Source organism: Microcella alkalica (genome assembly GCF_014137945.1).
In the GTDB taxonomy this organism is placed as follows: Bacteria; Actinomycetota; Actinomycetes; order Actinomycetales; family Microbacteriaceae; genus Microcella; species Microcella alkalica.
Genome location: NZ_JACGWX010000001.1, coordinates 598,057 through 615,743 on the forward strand (window position 1 = coordinate 598,057; position 17,687 = coordinate 615,743).

A 17,687-nucleotide genomic window follows, 5' to 3' on the forward strand; every position below is an offset into this window, starting at 1 on the left:
GGCAGTCGACCTGGAGGGCGGCACGCATCACGCACCGCCGACGAGCCTACTACTGACCGGCCTGCCGCTCCGCGAGCTTCACGAGCAGTCTCACGGTCACGCCCGACGGCCCCTTGGGAGTCCAGCCGTAGCCGGATCCTCCGTTGCTGGCGGGGCCGGCGATGTCGAGGTGCGCCCAGGGGATGCGCGGCGCATCCTGGTCGTCGCCTGTGCGTCCGACGAACTCCTGCAGAAAGATGCCCGCGAGAAGCATGCCCGCCGACGTGTTCCCCGGCTTGGCGTTGGCGATGTCCGCCACATCGCTCTGCAGGATCGTCCGCAGGTCGGCGGGCAGCGGCATCGGCCAGACGAGCTCGCCCGTCTCGGCCGCGGCCTCCTGCACCTCGCGCACGAGATCGTCGGACCCCATGAGGGCGGCGTAGCGGTCGCCGAGCGCGACGCGCGCGGCACCGGTGAGCGTCGCGACGTCGATGATCGCGTCGGGGTGCTCCTCGCTCGCAGCGACGAGCCCGTCCGCGAGCACGAGGCGGCCCTCGGCGTCGGTGTTGAGCACCTCGACCGTCGTCCCGCCGCGGATCGTCAGCACGTCGTTGGGGCGCATCGCCGTGGACGACGGCAGGTTCTCGGCGAGGCAGAGCCAGGCGGTCACGCGGATCGGCAGCCCGAGCTTCGCGATCGCGATCGTCGCGGCGAGCACGGTCGCAGCGCCCGTCATGTCGTACTTCATGCCGACCATCGCGGCGGCGGGCTTGAGGGAGAGCCCACCCGAGTCGAACGTGATGCCCTTTCCGACGAGAGCGAGGTGCTGAGACGCGCCATCGGGGGCGTATCGGACGGCGACGAGCCGCGGCGGCCGAGACGAGCCCTGCCCCACGCCCAGGATGCCGCCGAAGCGACCCTCCTGGAGCGCAGGCACATCCCACTCCTGGATCTCCACAGGCGCCTCGACTGCCAGCTCGCGAGCCCGGGCCGCGAAGCTCTCCGGGTAGAGGTCGTTCGGAGGGGTGTTCACGAGATCGCGGACGACAACGACCGCCTCAGCGACGATGCGCGCCCGCTCGAGGGCGGCATCCGCCCCGTCGACGTCCGTCGCGGCCAGGATCTCGGAGACGGCAGCGGGTGCGTCTCCGGAGCGGTACTCCGAGTATCGGTACGCGCCGAGCGCGGCGCCCTCGAGCACGGCCTGGACGTCAGCCGCGTCGGACATCGGCAGAGCGAATGCGAGACGGGATGCCCCGCTCAGCGCTCGCGCGGCGGTGCCGGCCGCGCTGCGGAGCGAGTCCGGCGTCGCGGGGGACGCACCGAGCCCGACCAGGAGAAGGCTCGACGCCACTACGCCCTCCGGTGCGATCTGTCGAGAGGTCTCGTCGATCGCGCCCGTCAGCCCCAGCGCGGCGAGGCCGGAGCCGAGTCCGGAGAGGGCCTCGGCGAGCGGCCCCTCGATCCGCGGACCCTCCGGCGACTTCACGATGCCGACGACGAGAACGTCGGTCTGGAGGTCGTGGGCGGGCACGGCGGAAACGGAGAGTGCAGGAGCGGTCATGCGGCCATCCTATTCGCGGCGATTCCGGCCGATTCGGGGCGTGGCGCGCCCTGTTCGCTCTCGGCAGGTCCCGCGCGTCGGCTCCGTCGGGACGCCCCGCGTACCCTGGAACCATGCGCGAACCCTCGTCTCTGTACTCCGTCGTCATGGCGGATCACGAGGTGCCGCGCGGGCTTCCGCTCGTCGCCGGACTGACCGGCTTCTCCGACGCGGGAACAGCCGTCGGCCAGGTCACGGAGTATCTGGTGTCGGAGCTGGAGCACCGCGACGTCGTCGTGTTCGACAACGACGAGCTTCTCGACTGGCGCGCTCGCAGGCCCGTCCTCTACTTCGATGAGACCCGGATCGCGGAGTACACGATGCCGTCGCTCGCCGTGCGCCTCGTCACGGACGAGCTGGGCTCTCCCTTCCTCCTGCTCAGCGGCTACGAGCCCGACTTCCAGTGGGAGGGCTTCACGCAGGCGGTCATGGACATCATCGAGCGCTTCGAGGTGACGTCCACGACCTGGGTCAACGCGATCCCGATGCCCGTCCCGCACACCCGCCCCATTGGCGTCACTGTGAGCGGGAACCGGGAGGACCTCATCGAGTCCCTCTCCATCTGGCGTCCGCGCACTCAGGTGCCGGGCAACGCGCTGCACCTGCTCGAGTTCCGGCTCCAGCAGCGCGGGCTTCCCGTCGTCGGGTTCGTGTTGCTCGTCCCGCACTATCTCGCCGACACCGAGTTCCCCTCCGCCGCGGTTACAGCTCTCGAGAGCATCACGGCGGCGACGGGCCTGCTCTTCCCGACGGATCGCCTCCGCGAGGAGGGCCGCGACTTCCTCGCGAAGATCGCGTCGCAGGTCGAGGGCAACACCGAGCTCGCGCGCCTCGTAGGCACGCTCGAGGAGCGTCACGACAGCTATATGGAGGACAACCCGTTGCGGTCGCCTCTGACGGACGAGGACGGCGAGCTGCCGAGCGCAGACGCGATCGCGGCCGAGCTCGAGAAGTTCCTGGCGTTCCGCCGGTCGAGCGACGACGACCCCGCCTCCGACTGATCACCGGTCTCCGCCTACGCTGAGAGCGTGGACTCCCGCCGCGCGATCGTCGTGCTCGTCATCGGCGGGCTCGCGTACATCGTCGCCGTCCTGCAGCGCACCTCTCTCGGCGTCGCCGGTGTCGACGCGACAGAGCGATTCGTCCTCGATGCGACCGCGCTCTCATCTCTTGCCGTTCTGCAGCTGCTGGTCTACGCCGCCCTCCAGATCCCGGTCGGCGTGCTCGTCGACCGCTTCGGGCCGCGCGCGCTGATCGGCGTCGGCGCGACGGTCATGGCGATCGGGCAGCTCGTCCTCGCGCTCGCGCCCGGCATCGAGCTCGCCGTCGTCGGGCGGGTCCTCGTCGGCGCGGGCGATGCGATGACGTTCATCTCCGTCCTCCGCCTCCTCGGGGCGTGGTTCTCCCCGCGCCGTCTTCCTCTTCTCTCCCAGTGGGTCGGAACGCTCGGGCAGACCGGGCAGCTGCTGTCGGCCATCCCGCTCGCCCTCGCGCTCCGCGACCTCGGCTGGTCGTCGTCGTTCATCGCGCTCGCCGCGATCTCCACCGTCGCGAGCGTCGCGGTCTGGCTCGGCGTGCGCGACACGCCCGATGGAGCCGAGAGGCTCCGCGCCGCGACCTTCCGCATCGCGATCTCGCAGCTCGGCGAGAGTCTCAAGCGGCCCGGCACCCGCCTGGGGTTCTGGGCGCACGCGTCCAGTCAGGCGAGTGCGACAATGTTCGTGATCCTCTGGGGGTTCCCGGCGCTGTCGGTCGGGCTGGGGTACGGCACCGCGAGCGCCGCCGCCCTGCTCAGCATCGTCGTCGTCGCCGGCGCGATCGGCGGGCCGATCATCGGCCTTCTGTCCGCCCGATATCCCTATCGCCGATCGAACGTCGTCCTGCTGATCGTCGCTCTGACCGCCGCGGCGTGGGCCGTGGTCCTGCTCTGGCCGGACAAGCCACCCCTGGCGGCCGTCGTCGCGCTGCTCGTCGTGCTCGCAGTGGGGGGTCCGGGCGGGCTGATCGGCTTCGACTTCGCCCGAACCTTCAACCCTCCGACGAGTCAGGGCGGGGCGTCCGGGTTCGTCAACGTGGGCGGGTTCGCGACCGCGGTCATCCTGCTCCTGCTTGTCGGTCTCATCCTGGATCGATTGAGCGACAGCGCCGATCCTGAGCAGCTCTATTCATGGGAGAGCTTCCGGCTCGCGTTCGCCGTGCAGTACCCGGTGGTCGCCGGGACGGTCATCGCCATGCTCGTCGCTCGGGGGCGCGCTCGTCGTCTGCTCGTCGAGGAGGAGGGGATCGCCGTGGCCCCGCTCTGGCTCGCCATCGCCCGTCGCCGACGTGGCCGCCGGGAGAAGCGCGGCGGTTGAGGGGCACTTCGCTCCCGTGCACGGTCGAACCCCGGAGTTGTGCGATACTTGACGCTCACGACCCGGTAGGTCGCCCATTCTCATCCGCTCCTCCGGAGCGCGCGGGATCAGCGACTTGACATGGGTCGTTGTACTGCCCGGAGAACGGAAAAGAGGGTCCGAATGGCAACCCGAACGACCACCGCCTCGAAGACGACTGCCGCGAAGACCGCTGCCGCCCCGACGACCGCTGCGAAGAAGGCCCCCGCGGCGAGGAAGACCACCGCGGCGAAGCCCGCGGCCGGTGCCGTGGAGAGCGAGGCTCTCGAGGTCGCCGACGTCGCAACCGCTCCGGCGGTCGCGAAGCCTGCCGCCAAGAAGACGGCCGCCAAGAAGCCCGCCGCGCCGCGCAAGACCCCGGCGAGCAAGGCCGCAGTGACGAAGGCAGCGAAGTCCGGCGACGACGACGAGCCCGCTCAGATCGACGAGAGCGCCGATGTCGAGGTCGCGGACGTGGAGGTCGTCGTGGCGCCGACCGATGACTCGAGCGATGACGCGGCTGATTCGGATGACTCCGATGAGAACGGTGAGGACACCGCTCCGGTCGCCGTGCATCCGACGGACGCCATCGTCCTCTCGATGAAGGACGACGACGAGGTGCCGGTCTACTCCTCGACCATCACCGGCGCGACCGCCGACCCGGTCAAGGACTACCTGAAGCAGATCGGCAAGGTTCCCCTCCTCAACGCCGCTGAGGAGGTCGAGCTCGCGATGCGCATCGAGGCCGGCCTGTTCGCCGAGGAGAAGCTCGGTCAGATGAGCGACAAGGAGAAGCGCACCCAATTGGGCCGCGAGCTCGCCTGGGTCGCGAAGGACGGCCAGCGCGCGAAGAACCACCTCCTGGGTGCGAATCTCCGTCTCGTGGTCTCGCTCGCCAAGCGATACACCGGTCGCGGGATGCAGTTCCTCGACCTGATCCAGGAGGGCAACCTCGGTCTCATCCGCGCCGTGGAGAAGTTCGACTACACCAAGGGCTTCAAGTTCTCGACGTACGCCACGTGGTGGATCCGTCAGGCGATCACCCGCGCGATGGCCGACCAGGCCCGCACGATCCGCATCCCCGTGCACATGGTCGAGGTCATCAACAAGCTTGCCCGCGTCCAGCGGCAGATGCTCCAGGACCTGGGCCGCGAGCCCACGCCCGAGGAGCTCAGCCGCGAGCTCGACATGACGCCCGAGAAGGTCATCGAGGTGCAGAAGTACGGCCGCGAGCCGATCTCGCTGCACACGCCGCTCGGCGAGGACGGCGACAGCGAGTTCGGTGATCTCATCGAGGACACCGAGGCGGTCGTGCCGGCCGACGCAGTGGGCTTCACGATGCTGCAGAAGCAGCTCGAGAGTCTTCTCGACTCGCTCTCCGAGCGCGAGGCTGGCGTGATCCGCATGCGCTTCGGCCTCGGCGACGGAATGCCCAAGACTCTCGACCAGATTGGCGACACCTTCGGTGTCACGCGCGAGCGGATCCGCCAGATCGAGTCGAAGACCATGGCGAAGCTGCGGCACCCGTCGCGCTCGCAGGCGCTGCGTGACTACCTCGAGTAGGCAGCACGAGCCCCACGACATCCGACACGCGCATCGCGAGGGAGAACCGGCATGACCGCTCAGGCGAACGAGGGCAAGGCGCTCGAAGTCGATATCGACGGGCAGCGCTGGCAGCGCATCCCCATCAGAACGCACGTCGTCGTCGCGGGGGAGGACATCATCGAGGTCGTCACGCGCTACGCCTCCGATGTCGTCCAGCCGGGGGACGTGCTCTTCGTGACCGAGAAGATCGTCGCGATCACGCAGGGCAGGTCGTACCCCGTCAGCGACATCCAGGCGCGTCCGCTCGCGCACACGCTGTCGAAGTACGTGACGAAGACGTCGCACGGGATCGGTCTCGGCATGCCGGAGACCATGGAGATGGCGCTCCGTGAGGTCGGGACCCCGCGCATCCTCTTCGCGGCCGCAGTGGCCGCGGTGTCGAAGGCGCTCGGGCGCAAGGGCGACTTCTACCGGATCGCCGGCCCCAAGGCGCGCGGCATCGACGGCCCGACTCAGCACACGATCCCGCCGTACAACACGCAGGTCGTGCTGGTGCCCGACCAGCCGGATGCCGTGGCCGCGGAGATCAAGGCTGCTCTCGGCGACATCGCCGACGTGGCGATCGTCGACATCAACGACTTCGGGGGCAACATCCTCGGCGCGACCGTTCCGAAGGCCGGTCACGCGCGACTGGCGCGCATCCTGTCCGACAACCCGCTCGGTCAGGGTCACCAGTCGACCCCGCTGGGCGTGATCCGACCCGTCGACTAGCTCGCGGCGGACGTGGTCGGGTCGTCAGAACCCGATCGCGCGCTGGTAGACCGGCAGCAGGCCTTCACGCACGCCCGTCACGCTCGGCTTGAGCTGGAAAACGCCCGTGTTGTAGTTGCCCTCGATGACGGCGGGGCCGCCCGGTGTGATCGCGATGTCCCATCCCACGTAGGGGATCTCAGGCACTTCGCGCGCGAGCCGCTCGACGAGCGCGCAGACCGCCTCCCACAGGGGCACCTGGAAGCCGACGATCGACGTCCCGGACAGCGGATGGACGGCGAACACCCGGCCGTCCCCGTCGAAAGCGGGGTGGTGGGCGACGCCGTGCTCGTCGAGCATCGTGTACATGCCGCCATCGCTGAAGTTGTCGACGTCGCCGCCGTTGCCCATCTTGAGCGTGCGCGCGAGGGTGTGCACGCCGTCCTGGTCATCGCGGAAGGTGATGATGCGCAGGGTGTTGACGGACGAGTGGTTGAGCGACGCCATGACCGGGTGCTGACTAAGGAACTCCTCCAGCAGGACCTGTCTGGCGGCCAGTCGGTCGGCGCGCCAGGCCTCCGGGTCGCGGATGTCCGCGGTCGAGAACGCCCGGATCCCGTCGCCCCCGAGGCTGTCCGCCACCTTCGCCATCACGCGATCGTGGCGCGCGAGGAACTCGGCGAGCTCACCGGCGGTCGCCGTGCGCAGGTCTAGCCACTCACGGCGCAGCGCAAAGGCGAATCGCGCATTGAACCGCGACTTGTCGGCGAACAGCGAGCGATGCTGGGGACTGTTGAGCTTCTGGGCGAGATGGTTCGACTTCGGGTGCGTCATGAAGGTGCGACGCTCGCGACGGCTCAGCAGATGGAAGTCCCAGTCGTAGTAGTCCTGGAAGCCCGTCTCGTGCCGAACCGACGACCACAGCATGTCGCCGAGGATGACCGGCTTCGGCCGCCCGGTCGATGACGCGATGCGACCGGCGAGCCGGGAGAGGTTCGCGGTGTCGATCGCCGCGGCGCGCCTGGCGAGGTACCGGAATCGCCGGCTCCAGCCGAGCCCTGCCACGCGGGCCTAGGCGTCGGCCGTCAGGCGGTCGGTCTCGTCGTGCCAGGCGAGCGCCGCCGTGCTCAGCTTCTCCTTGAAGCGCGCGGCGTGGTGGGCGCAGAACAGGAGCTCGCCCGTGGCCAGGGTCACGCGTACGTAGGCCTGAGCACCGCAACTGTCGCAGCGGTCGGCGACGGTGAGCGGCTGCGCGACGACGATCCCGGGGCTCTCGGTGGTGAGCTGCGTCATGGGGTGTCCCTCACTTCCTTGATTCGTCGTGGTGCCTGGTGATCCCTATTCGAACACACGCGACCAGTGGATCGGTGCCATTCGGCCGCCATTTCGCTGAACGCGTAGGGGAGGGCGAACATGCAAGCGGCCGGTGCGGCGCGGCAGGGCGTGGGAGGCAGGCCGCGACGGCATGGCGGTTTAGGCTGTCGTGGGCTCGTCGCCGGGCGCGCCCGAGGCATCCTGATTCACGAGCATCGCGAGGCACCCACCCGTGGCCCAGTCCGATTACACCGCCCACCACCTCTCCGTCCTGGAGGGTCTCGAGGCCGTGCGGAAGCGCCCCGGCATGTACATCGGCTCGACCGACTCGCGCGGGCTCATGCACTGCCTGTGGGAGATCATCGACAACTCCGTCGACGAGGCGCTCGGCGGCCATGGCGACACGATCGACGTGCACCTGCACCGCGACGGCAGCGTCGAGGTGCGCGACCGGGCTCGCGGCATCCCCGTCGACATCGAGCCGAAGACCGGCCTGTCGGGCGTCGAGGTCGTGTTCACGAAGCTGCACGCGGGCGGCAAGTTCGGGTCGGGTTCCTACGCGGCGTCGGGTGGGCTCCACGGCGTCGGCGCATCGGTCGTCAACGCGCTCTCCGAGCGCCTCGACGTCGAGGTCGATCGCGGGGGCAAGACCTGGGCGATGTCGTTCCATCGCGGCGAGCCGGGCGTGTTCGCCGACGGGCCGGACGGCCCTCGCCCCGATGCCCCATTCACCCCTTTCACCGACAACAGCGAGCTCCGCGTCGTCGGCAAGGTGGGGAAGAACGTCACGGGGACGCGCATCCGCTACTGGGCCGACTCGCAGATCTTCAGCCGCGGAGCGGCCTTCCAGACGGATGACCTCGTGGGGCGCGCGCGCCAGACCGCCTTCCTCGTCCCCGGCCTCGCGATCTCGATCACCGACGAGCGCGGTGACGAGCCGGTGACCGAGGCGTTCCGGTACGACGGCGGCATCAGCGAGTTCGCCGAGTTCCTCGCCCCCGACGCGGGCGTGACCGACACGTGGCGCATCCAGGGAACCGGGACCTTCACCGAGACCGTGCCCGTTCTGCAGGCCAACGGCCACATGGCCCCCACCGAGCTCGAGCGCGAGTGCGTCGTCGACATCGCGCTGCGGTGGGGGACGGGCTACGAGACCGTGCTTCGCAGCTTCGTCAACATCATCGCCACGCCCAAGGGCGGCACCCACCAGGCCGGGTTCGAGCAGGGGCTGCTGAAGACCCTGCGCGCGGAGGTCGAGAAGAACGCGCGCCGCCTGAAGGCCGGCAGCGACAAGCTCGAGAAGGACGACGTGCTGGCGGGGCTCACCGCGGTGCTCACCGTGCGCGTTCCTGAGCCGCAGTTCGAGGGCCAGACCAAGGAGGTGCTCGGCACGCCCGCCGCGCGCGCGATCGTCGCCTCGGTGCTGCAGTCGGCGCTCAAGGAGCGGTTCGCCTCGACTAAGCGCGACGACAAGGCGCAGACCGCCCTCCTGCTCGACAAGGTGGTCGCGGAGATGAAGAGCCGCATCTCGGCGCGCGCGCACAAGGAGACCCAGCGCCGCAAGAATGCGCTCGAGAGCTCGTCGCTCCCGGCCAAGCTCGTCGACTGCCGATCGAACGACGTCGAGGCGAGCGAGCTCTTCATCGTCGAGGGAGACAGCGCGCTCGGCACCGCGAAGCTCGCGCGCGACAGCGAGTTCCAGGCGCTCCTGCCGATCCGCGGCAAGATCCTCAACGTCCAGAAGGCCTCGGTGAGCGACATGCTCTCGAACGCCGAGTGCGCCTCGATCATCCAGGTGATCGGCGCCGGGTCGGGCCGCTCGTTCGACCTCGCGCAGGCCCGGTACGGCAAGGTCATCATCATGAGCGACGCCGACGTCGACGGCGCGCACATCCGCACGCTCCTGCTGACGCTGTTCTTCCGCTACATGCGGCCGATGATCGACGAGGGCCGCGTGTTCGCCGCCGTGCCTCCGCTGCACCGCGTCGTCGTCATGAACCCCGGCACCAAGCCCAACGAGACGATCTACACGTACAGCGAGGCCGAGCTGCAGGGCGTGCTCGCGGCGCTCAAGAAGTCGGGGCGCCGCTACCAGGACCCGATCCAGCGCTACAAGGGCCTCGGTGAGATGGACGCCGATCAGCTCGCCGACACGACCATGAGCCGCAAGCACCGCACCCTGCGCCGCGTGCGCGTCACCGACGCGGAGATGTCCTCGAGCGTCTTCGAGCTCCTGATGGGCAACGACGTCGCGCCGCGCAAGGATTTCATCATCGCCGGCCAGGGTCTCAACCGCGACCGCATCGACGTCTAGCTCCATCGCTCGCCGCCGATCCGTCAGCGGGCGGATCGCCGGCTCGGCCGGGCGCGCCCGTCGCGTCAGGAGAGCCGGGCGCCGATCGATCCGACCACGGTGTCGAGCGGAGCGCCCGAGCCGTCGCGCTTCGCGCCGCCCGCAGGCAGCGTGCGCGCTGAGCCGTCGGCCCCGACGGCGAGAGGGTCGGTGCCGACCCAGGCGAGCTGCAGGGCATCCTCGCCCTTGAGGAGGGCATGCGCGCGGACGCCGCTGGTGGCGCGACCCTTCCTGGGGAATTCGGAGAACGCGGACACCTTCGCGCGGCCCGGGTCGGTGCCGGCGATCGTCTGCGTCGAGCCGCTCACCGTGACGACCTCCGCCGTCGCGGGGTCGACCACGCCGAAGCAGATCACGCCGGCGCCGGCGCCGAGCTTGATTCCCGCCATGCCGCCGGCCGGCAGGCCCTGCGGGCGCACCTGATCGGCCCCGAAATGCAGGAGCTGGGCATCCGACGTCACGAAGACGAGCTCGGCGTCGTCGGGGGCGGGAGACGCGGCGACCACCTCATCGCCTGCCCTCAGCCCGATGACCTCGCCATCGGGGCGCGCGGGCCAGCCGCCGGGGGAGACGCGCTTGACGGTGCCGTCCCGCGTGCCGAGCGCCAGCGGGGTCGACGATGCGGGATCGACGATCGCGATGATGCGCTCGCGCGCGTCGGTGAGGCCGATGTAGTCGCGCAGCCTCGCTCCCGCCCCGAGCTGGAGCGAGTTGGCCGGAACCCCGGGGAGCCCGACGGGCGTGAAACGGACGAAGCGGCCGCGCGAGGTGATCGCGGCGAGGTCGCCGCGCGCGGTCGAGTCGACGGCGGAGAGGATCGCGTCGTGCTTGCTGCGGCGGGCGGGTGCGACGAGGGGCGACTCGTCCGAGAGCTCGACGCGGACTGCCCGACCCGTGGTGGACAGCAGCACCCGGCAGGGCGTGTCGGCGATCTCGAGCACCGGGGCCGCCCCGCGCGAGCGGGGCGCGGCGATGGACGGGTTCGCCTCGGTCAGGAGCGTCCGTCGAGGCGTTCCGAATCGGTCGGCCACGGCATCCAGCTCATCGCCCACGACGGTGCGCACGCGGCTCGGGTCGGCGAGCAGCGTCTCGAGCGTCGCGATTTCCGCGAGCAGCTGGTCGCGCTCCGCCTCGAGCTCGATGCGGCTGAACTTCGTGAGGCGGCGCAGGCGCAGCTCGAGGATGTAGTCGCTCTGGAGCTGGCTGAGATCGAAGACGTCCATGAGGCGCGCGCGCGCCTGCTCGGCGTCGTCGGAGGCGCGGATGACCTGGATGACCTCGTCGATGTCGAGGATCGCGATGAGCAGGCCCTCCACGAGGTGGAGGCGCTCGCGGCGGCGGGCGAGCCGGTAGCGGCTGCGGCGCGTCACGACCTCGATGCGATGGTCGACGTAGACCTGGAGGAGCTCGCGCAGCCCGAGCGTCTGCGGGCGCCCCTCGACGAGGGCGACGGCGTTGATCGAGAAGCCGTCCTCCAGCGGTGTGTAGCGGTAGAGCTGCTCGAGCACCGCCTCGGGGCTGAAGCCGGTCTTGACCCCGATGACGAGTCGCAGGCCGTTCTTGCGGTCGGTGAGATCGGTGACGTCGCTGATGCCCGCGAGCTTCTTCGACTGGACGCCGTCCTTGATCTTCTCGATGACCTTCTCGGGGCCGACGAGGTAGGGAAGTTCGGTGACGACGATGCCGGTCTTGCGCGCCGTGACGGGCTCGATCGAGACCTTCGCGCGAGTCTTGAACGAGCCGCGTCCGGTCGCGTAGGCGTCCTTGATGCCGTCGAGCCCGATGATCGTCCCGCCCGTCGGAAGGTCGGGCCCCGGCACGAAGGCCATGAGCTCCTCGAGTGTTGCCTGCGGGTTCTCGATCAGGTGGCGCGCGGCGCTGGCGACCTCGATGAGGTTGTGCGGGGCCATGTTCGTGGCCATGCCGACGGCGATGCCGCTCGCGCCGTTGACGAGCAGGCTCGGGAATGCGGCCGGGAGCACGGCCGGCTGCACGAGCTGGTTGTCGTAGTTCGGGATGAAGTCGACGACGTCCTCATCCAGGTCGTCGACCATCGCGAGAGCTGCGGCGCGCATCCTGGCCTCGGTGTAGCGCGAGGCCGCGGGGCCGTCATCGAGCGAGCCGAAGTTCCCGTGCCCGTCGATGAGCGGCACGCGGAGCGTGAAGTCCTGGGCCATGCGGACGAGCGCGTCGTAGATCGCGCCGTCTCCGTGCGGGTGGAGCTTGCCCATGACCTCGCCCACGACGCGCGCCGACTTCACGTGGCCGCGGTCTGGCCGGAGCCCCATCTCGCTCATCATGTAGAGGATGCGTCGCTGGACCGGCTTGAGGCCGTCCCTGGCATCGGGCAGCGCGCGCGAGTAGATCACCGAGTACGCGTACTCGAGGAACGACCCTTGCATCTCGTCGGCGAGGTCGACGTCGTCGATGCGTTCGCCGGGGGTCTCGTCGAGGTCGGGCTGGGGCGAGCGGGGGGCAGGAGGGGGAGTCATAGGATGGCCCCCATGCTACCGGCGCCCCGACGCGACACCCCGTCACTCGGGCACGTGTTGACCGGCTCTCTCGCGGCCATCCGCGGGGAGGAGAACGGCCTTGCGACGCCTCCCGTGCGCAGCGCGGCCGTCATCCTCGTCGACGGCCTCGGGATGTCCGCGCTGCGCGCCCGGTCCGGTCACGCCCGCAGACTCATGGCCGCGATCGCCGGCAAGCGGGGCACGATCGACGCGGGCTTCCCGACCACGACCGCTGCCGCGCTCGCCACGCTCACGACCGGTCTCCAGCCGGGCGAACACGGGCTGGTGGGGTACTCGGCCCTGGATCGTGCCGGTGACCGCGTCGTCAATCAGCTGACCGGATGGGACGAGGGGATGCGGCCGGCGGAGTGGCAGCCGCACCTGACGCTGTTCCAGTCGGCCGCGGCATCCGGGATCGACGCGGTGGTGGTGGGTTCGGAGCGCTACCGCGACACGGGCTTCACGGATGCCGTGCTGAGGGGCGCCCGCTTCGTCGCCGAGTCGTCGATCGCCGACCGCATCCGCACGACGGTCGCGCTCCTCGAGGCGCCCGGTTCGACGCTCGTGTACTGCTACGTCCCGGAGCTCGACATGGTCGGGCACGCAGAGGGCAGCGAATCGGTCGGATGGATGGAGCGCCTCGAGGAGCTCGACGCGGCTCTCGAGCCGCTCGCGAGGCGCGTGCCGCGTGATGCCGGCGTGCTGCTCACCGCGGATCACGGCATGCTGGACGTCCCGGAGCACGCGCGGCTCGTGATCGACGCGCGCAGCCCGCTCTGGAGCGGCGTCCGCCATGTGGCGGGGGAGCCGCGGTGCCTGCACCTGGCCCTCCAGCCGGACGCCGATGCGGCGGGCGCGCTTGCTCGCTGGCGCGCCGCCGAGGGCTCGCGTTCGTGGATCGTGAGCCGCGACGAGGCGATCGCCGCGGACTGGTTCGGGCACGTCGCCCCCGAAGTCGCGCCTCGGATCGGTGACGTACTCGTCGCAGCGCGAAGCCGCGTGGCCTACTACGACGAACGGACGGCGACCCCCCGCGCTCTCGCCATGGTCGGCCAGCACGGATCGTTCTCCCCGGAGGAGACCCGCATCCCGCTCGCGCGGTGGGGTGCCTTCGCGCTCTGAGCGCGAGGCCGGGCCGTACCGAGGTCGTCGGTCAGGCGGGGTCGTCGTCCGGACGGGCGCCGAAGACGATCTCGTCCCAGCTGGGCATCGCAGCGCGCCCGCGTCGAGCGCTCTTCACCGGACCGGTGTCGTTCGCGCCGCCGATGGTCGGTGCGGTGGCTCGGGGAGCGTCCTCTGGCTCGGGAGCGGAGTCGCTCGAGAAGTCCAGCGACACGTCCACGATCCGGATGCTGCCGGTCGACGGGTGCGCGGCCTTCGCAGCCTCGATGTCGTCGCGCGGAGCCGCTTCGCGCTCGCCCCGCCGCCGCCGCAGCGCCTCCAGCAGATCGGCGGTCTGGCTGACGTCGGCGGTGTCGCCGTCGTCGCCGGCCGTGCGCACGCCCATCCTGCTGTGCGGCAGGGCGGCGGGGGCCGGAGGGGCGCTCGGGATGCTCACCGACGAGCTCGAGGCGGGGGCCTCGGGAGATCCGATGCTCGTGATGTCATCGTCGAGCAGGAAGGCGCCGCTGTCGAAACGCGTGCGCTCCTCCGCCTGCTGGATCGGGACGGCGCGCAGTCGCGGGATGAGCGTCGGGGGCGCTTCCCCCTGCTGCGACAGCGATTGCGCCTCGTGGTTGGAGGGGATGAGCGTCGCCTTCTTCGGATCGAAGGTCCAGCGCGCCTCCCGCTCCACCCCGGCGTCGAGGAACGAGACCGTCACGATCCAGTGGAGATCGGTCTTCCAGCTCGACCAGCGGACGTCGGTGGCGGAGAGCTCGGAGAGGCGCGTGTCGATGACACCGCCGAACGTGTGGGAGGCGACGCCGGACTCCGTCTCGGCCGCGACGGCGACGGGCACGCTGCGCGCGGCCGTCACGACGTACTCGCGCTCGGCGACGACAGGGCCCTCGAAGCGCTGCACGTACTCCGCAGGCTCGCCCGTCTCCGTCACGACCTCGGCCGCCGACTTGCCGGCGCGGATCATGGCCTGGATCTCGCGCGGGCTCACGCGGTGGGCGACGGGTGCGGCCGGTCGGTTCTGCCGCAGTGCGGTGTGCAGGGCCTCCGTGATGGGCACGCGATAGCGGTTCCCGTCCTCGGAGACCACGATCAGGGCGCCGTTCTCGGCGCCGATGACGGTGAGTTCGTCCATGACGTGGCCCTCTCGTTCGCGTCTCGGTGGCGACAGCATCCCACGACGATCGGCGACAGCACGGGAATAGACCGGGCGGGTCGGAAGTTGCGCGGGAAGCACCGCCGATCGACCCCGCTCGGAGTGGTTTGCGTTTCGGTCGGGGTTCCTGCAAACTATCGCCGCCGACCGCGGCCCCGAAGCACCATTCGACGAGACGAGCAGCATGGCCACCGATTACGACGCCCCCCGCAAGACCGACGAGGACACCGACTCGATCCAGGCCTTGCAGGAGCGCGTTCCCGACAAGATGTCGGGTGTCGTCGACGTCGATGACGCCGACAACCCGGGCTTCGAGCTCGCCGGTCAGGACCTCGCCGACCTCGACCTCGACGTCGTCGTCCTGCCGCCTCAGGCCGATGAGTTCACGTGCGTGAGCTGCTTCCTCGTGAAGCACCGCTCGCAGCTCGACCACGAGGTCAAGCTCGGTCCGGTCTGCAAGGAGTGCGCCGCGTAGTCCGCGCGCCCGCAGTCCGCGCGCCCAACGGCATCGAGACCGTCGCATCCGATTCGGGATGCGGCGGTCCTGTCGTTAACGCAGATCTCGCCTCACGACGCATCCGCGCCGGACGCCCTGCCCGCCTCGATCGCCGCGGCGAGCTCCTCCGGCCGCCTCGTCGACACGAGCCAGTACGGTGCCGGGTCGTCGGGATCCAGGATCGGCACTCGGAGCACCGGGTCGACCCAGCCTCGCAGAAGGAGGTGGGCGCGGGCGTCGAGGCCGGGGCCCCGTTCATGGCGGGCCTCCTCGGTTCGCGCGGGCACGCCGTCCCCGACCATCTCCAGGGGGATGCTCGCGCGCCCGGCCCGCAGCGCACCGCCCTCAACGGCGATCGTCGGCGCCGATGCGAGGAGCAGGCCGACGCCAGCACCCACGAGCACGATCGCGGTGATGACCCCCGCGACGAGACTGATCGGGGTGAACACGAGCAGCGTCGCGGGGACGATGAGAGCGATTACCACATACATCCAGGCGGCGGGCCAGAGTCGCTCGCGATAGGTCGGCATGGGTCCATTCGACCATGCACTAGCCTCGACGCGTGCCCGACTCCGCCGACGTCCTGATCACGGGAGGGCACCTGCCCGTCTACGCGCACCCGGGCGACGCGGGCGCCGATCTCGTCTCGGCCGAGCGCGTCGTCATCGCACCCGGAGAGCGGGCGACGGTCGGCACGGGAACCGCGATCGCGCTTCCCGACGGCTATGCGGCCTTCGTGATGCCGCGCAGCGGTCTCGCCGCCCGCCACGGCATCACGATCGTCAACGCGCCGGGCACGGTCGACGCCGGGTACCGGGGCGAGATCCGCGTGACGCTGCTCAACACCGATCGGGCTGAGGCCTTCGAGATCGAACCGGGCGACCGGATCGCGCAGCTCGTGGTGCAACGGGTCGTGCGTGCGCGCTTCGTCCCCGTCGAGGCGCTCCCGGGCTCGCACAGGGGTGAGCAGGGGTTCGGCTCGACGGGCTACCGTGGAGCGACCGCGACCAGCGAAGGAGTGACCGCGTGAGCGATCCGATCACGACCGACGGGCCTCTGCCCGACGACGAGAAGTCCGCCCCGGAGGACCGACCCACCGCCGGACCGCTCGACGAGAGCGAGGCGAACGCCGTCAGGCCGTACGTCGATCTCGGAGGAGTGAAGATCGTTCCGCGCCCGGAGCTGCAGCTGCGGCTCGAGGTGGAGGACGGCTCCAAGCGGGTCATCGCCGTCGGCATCGACTTCGCCGGCTCGACGCTGCAGGTGCAGCCGTTCGCCGCACCGCGGTCGAGCGGTCTCTGGCACGAGGTCCGCGCGCAGATCGTCGAGCAGATCAAGAAGCAGGGCGGCGAGACGACCGAGCGCGACGGCGCGTTCGGTCCTGAGATCCTCGCCCGCATCCCCGTCGTCGGCGATGTCGGCGCGACGCGCATCGCGCGCTTCATCGGCGTCGACGGCCCGCGCTGGTTCCTGCGCGGCGTGGTCGCCGGGCAGGGCGCGGTCGACGCCGCGGCCGCTGAGCAGATCGATGACGTCTTCCGCAGCATCGTCGTGGTCCGCGGCTCGACGCCGATGCCGCCGCGCGACCTCATCCCGCTCCACGTTCCGACGGGTGCGACTGCGACCGGCCCGGCCGCCGTCCCGCCGACCGCGTCGGTATGACCAGCGCCCCGACGGGACCAGGCAGCGCAGACGAGCGCGACGCCGGCTCGGAGGAGCCGGACGAGCGCGAGCAGGTTCGCGAGGCCCTCGCGGCAGCGGCTCGGCAGTCGGGCTTCGGGCTCGTACGACCGGGAGAGCGCCCGACCGCCAAGGCCCTGTGGGCGGCCGTCGGAGGCGTGCGCGGCCTCGTCGAGTCGCTCCTGCCCGGGTTCCTCTTCCTCGTCGTCTTCACGATCACGGGGGAGGTCGCCCCATCGGTTCTGATCCCCGCGGCCGTCGCCGTCATATTCGTCATCGTCCGAGCGGTGACTCGGTCACCGATCGTGCCCGCCGTCGTCGGCCTCGTCGGCATAGCCCTCTCCGCCGGCCTCGCCCTGTTCACGGGACGCGCCGAGGAGAACTTCGTCCTCGGCTTCATCATCAACGCGGTGTGGCTCATCGCCCTGCTCGTCAGTCTGGTGATCCGCCGCCCGCTCGTGGGCGTGATCGCGGGTCTCCTCACCGGAGATCACGCGTGGCGAGAGGACCCTGCGAAGCGCACGGTCCTCACCGTGACGACCTGGCTGTGGGTCGCCATGTTCGCACTGCGGCTCGGGGTGCAGGTGCCGCTGTACCTCGCCTCGCAGGCCGCAGCGCTCGCGGCCACCAAGCTCGTGATGGGTGTGCCGCTCTACGCCGCCCTGCTGTGGGTCACGTGGCTCATGGTGCGATCGGTGTACGCGCGCCGCGCCGCCTGAACCTCGCCCCGATGCGCCTGCCGGTGCTAGCATCAAGTATCTCGACATCAAGATAAATAGCGTCGCATCCGCACCGTCGTCGAGGTCG

At 70.4% G+C, this 17,687-nt stretch carries 16 protein-coding genes; 10 read left to right on the forward strand and 6 right to left on the reverse strand.

Features of this window, described 5'->3' with window-relative positions; genetic code table 11:
• Positions 1-49: 49 nt before the first annotated feature.
• Positions 50-1,543: a leucyl aminopeptidase gene (locus tag FHX53_RS02850; protein WP_182489820.1), complete on the reverse strand. Its 1,494-nt coding sequence runs from the start codon at positions 1,541-1,543 to the stop codon at positions 50-52.
• Positions 1,544-1,656: 113 nt separating this feature from the next.
• Here FHX53_RS02850 and FHX53_RS02855 point away from each other — a divergent pair, with 113 nt between their 5' ends.
• From FHX53_RS02855 to FHX53_RS02870, 4 genes are all read left to right on the forward strand, one after another.
• Entirely contained in the window at positions 1,657-2,583 is a 927-nt protein-coding gene (locus FHX53_RS02855) for a proteasome assembly chaperone family protein (RefSeq protein WP_182489821.1), read from the forward strand.
• Between the two features lie 27 nt (positions 2,584-2,610).
• Positions 2,611-3,936: an MFS transporter gene (locus FHX53_RS02860; RefSeq protein ID WP_182489822.1), complete on the forward strand. Its 1,326-nt coding sequence runs from the start codon at positions 2,611-2,613 to the stop codon at positions 3,934-3,936.
• A gap of 120 nt (positions 3,937-4,056) precedes the next feature.
• Positions 4,057-5,517: an RNA polymerase sigma factor gene (locus FHX53_RS02865; protein WP_182489823.1), complete on the forward strand. Its 1,461-nt coding sequence runs from the start codon at positions 4,057-4,059 to the stop codon at positions 5,515-5,517.
• 51 nt (positions 5,518-5,568) lie between these two features.
• Positions 5,569-6,270 carry a coenzyme F420-0:L-glutamate ligase gene (locus FHX53_RS02870; RefSeq protein ID WP_182489824.1) on the forward strand — a complete coding sequence of 234 codons (702 nt, stop codon included), beginning with the start codon at positions 5,569-5,571 and terminating at the stop codon, positions 6,268-6,270.
• A 24-nt stretch (positions 6,271-6,294) separates the two neighbouring features.
• On the opposite strand, the gene FHX53_RS02875 is transcribed toward FHX53_RS02870, so the two are convergent.
• Together FHX53_RS02875 and FHX53_RS02880 are read right to left on the reverse strand one after the other, a co-directional pair.
• Positions 6,295-7,314 carry a sugar-transfer associated ATP-grasp domain-containing protein gene (locus FHX53_RS02875; RefSeq protein WP_182489825.1) on the reverse strand — a complete coding sequence of 340 codons (1,020 nt, stop codon included), beginning with the start codon at positions 7,312-7,314 and terminating at the stop codon, positions 6,295-6,297.
• 6 nt (positions 7,315-7,320) lie between these two features.
• On the reverse strand, positions 7,321-7,542 hold the full coding sequence (locus tag FHX53_RS02880) for a DUF7455 domain-containing protein (protein ID WP_182489826.1): 222 nt from the start codon (positions 7,540-7,542) through the stop codon (positions 7,321-7,323).
• A gap of 253 nt (positions 7,543-7,795) precedes the next feature.
• On the opposite strand from FHX53_RS02880, the gene FHX53_RS02885 reads away from it, so the two are divergent.
• The gene (locus FHX53_RS02885; protein WP_182489827.1) at positions 7,796-9,877 is read left to right on the forward strand and encodes a DNA gyrase subunit B; all 2,082 of its coding nucleotides are present in this window, start codon (positions 7,796-7,798) and stop codon (positions 9,875-9,877) included.
• 65 nt (positions 9,878-9,942) lie between these two features.
• Here the strand turns inward: FHX53_RS02885 and FHX53_RS02890 are convergent, their stop codons facing one another.
• The gene (locus FHX53_RS02890; RefSeq protein ID WP_182489828.1) at positions 9,943-12,408 is read right to left on the reverse strand and encodes a DNA gyrase/topoisomerase IV subunit A; all 2,466 of its coding nucleotides are present in this window, start codon (positions 12,406-12,408) and stop codon (positions 9,943-9,945) included.
• Between the two features lie 12 nt (positions 12,409-12,420).
• On the opposite strand from FHX53_RS02890, the gene FHX53_RS02895 reads away from it, so the two are divergent.
• Positions 12,421-13,551, forward strand: coding sequence for an alkaline phosphatase family protein (locus tag FHX53_RS02895; protein ID WP_246335384.1), 1,131 nt, complete (start codon positions 12,421-12,423; stop codon positions 13,549-13,551).
• Positions 13,552-13,582: 31 nt separating this feature from the next.
• On the opposite strand, the gene sepH is transcribed toward FHX53_RS02895, so the two are convergent.
• Positions 13,583-14,683: a septation protein SepH gene (gene sepH / locus FHX53_RS02900; protein WP_182489830.1), complete on the reverse strand. Its 1,101-nt coding sequence runs from the start codon at positions 14,681-14,683 to the stop codon at positions 13,583-13,585.
• Positions 14,684-14,888: 205 nt separating this feature from the next.
• On the opposite strand from sepH, the gene FHX53_RS02905 reads away from it, so the two are divergent.
• Positions 14,889-15,179, forward strand: coding sequence for a DUF4193 domain-containing protein (locus FHX53_RS02905; protein WP_182489831.1), 291 nt, complete (start codon positions 14,889-14,891; stop codon positions 15,177-15,179).
• Between the two features lie 92 nt (positions 15,180-15,271).
• Here the strand turns inward: FHX53_RS02905 and FHX53_RS02910 are convergent, their stop codons facing one another.
• Positions 15,272-15,730: a DUF3093 domain-containing protein gene (locus FHX53_RS02910; RefSeq protein ID WP_182489832.1), complete on the reverse strand. Its 459-nt coding sequence runs from the start codon at positions 15,728-15,730 to the stop codon at positions 15,272-15,274.
• A gap of 32 nt (positions 15,731-15,762) precedes the next feature.
• On the opposite strand from FHX53_RS02910, the gene dut reads away from it, so the two are divergent.
• Genes dut through FHX53_RS02925 form a run of 3 tightly spaced genes read left to right on the forward strand, consistent with a single transcriptional unit; the run spans position 15,763 to position 17,599 of the window.
• Positions 15,763-16,230: a dUTP diphosphatase gene (gene dut, locus FHX53_RS02915; RefSeq protein WP_182489833.1), complete on the forward strand. Its 468-nt coding sequence runs from the start codon at positions 15,763-15,765 to the stop codon at positions 16,228-16,230.
• Complete coding sequence (locus tag FHX53_RS02920; RefSeq protein WP_182489834.1) at positions 16,227-16,862, forward strand: DUF3710 domain-containing protein; 636 nt, start codon at positions 16,227-16,229, stop codon at positions 16,860-16,862. The genes dut and FHX53_RS02920 overlap by 4 nt, the downstream gene beginning before the upstream one ends.
• Positions 16,859-17,599, forward strand: coding sequence for a DUF3159 domain-containing protein (locus FHX53_RS02925; protein WP_182489835.1), 741 nt, complete (start codon positions 16,859-16,861; stop codon positions 17,597-17,599). The genes FHX53_RS02920 and FHX53_RS02925 overlap by 4 nt, the downstream gene beginning before the upstream one ends.
• Positions 17,600-17,687: the final 88 nt, after the last annotated feature.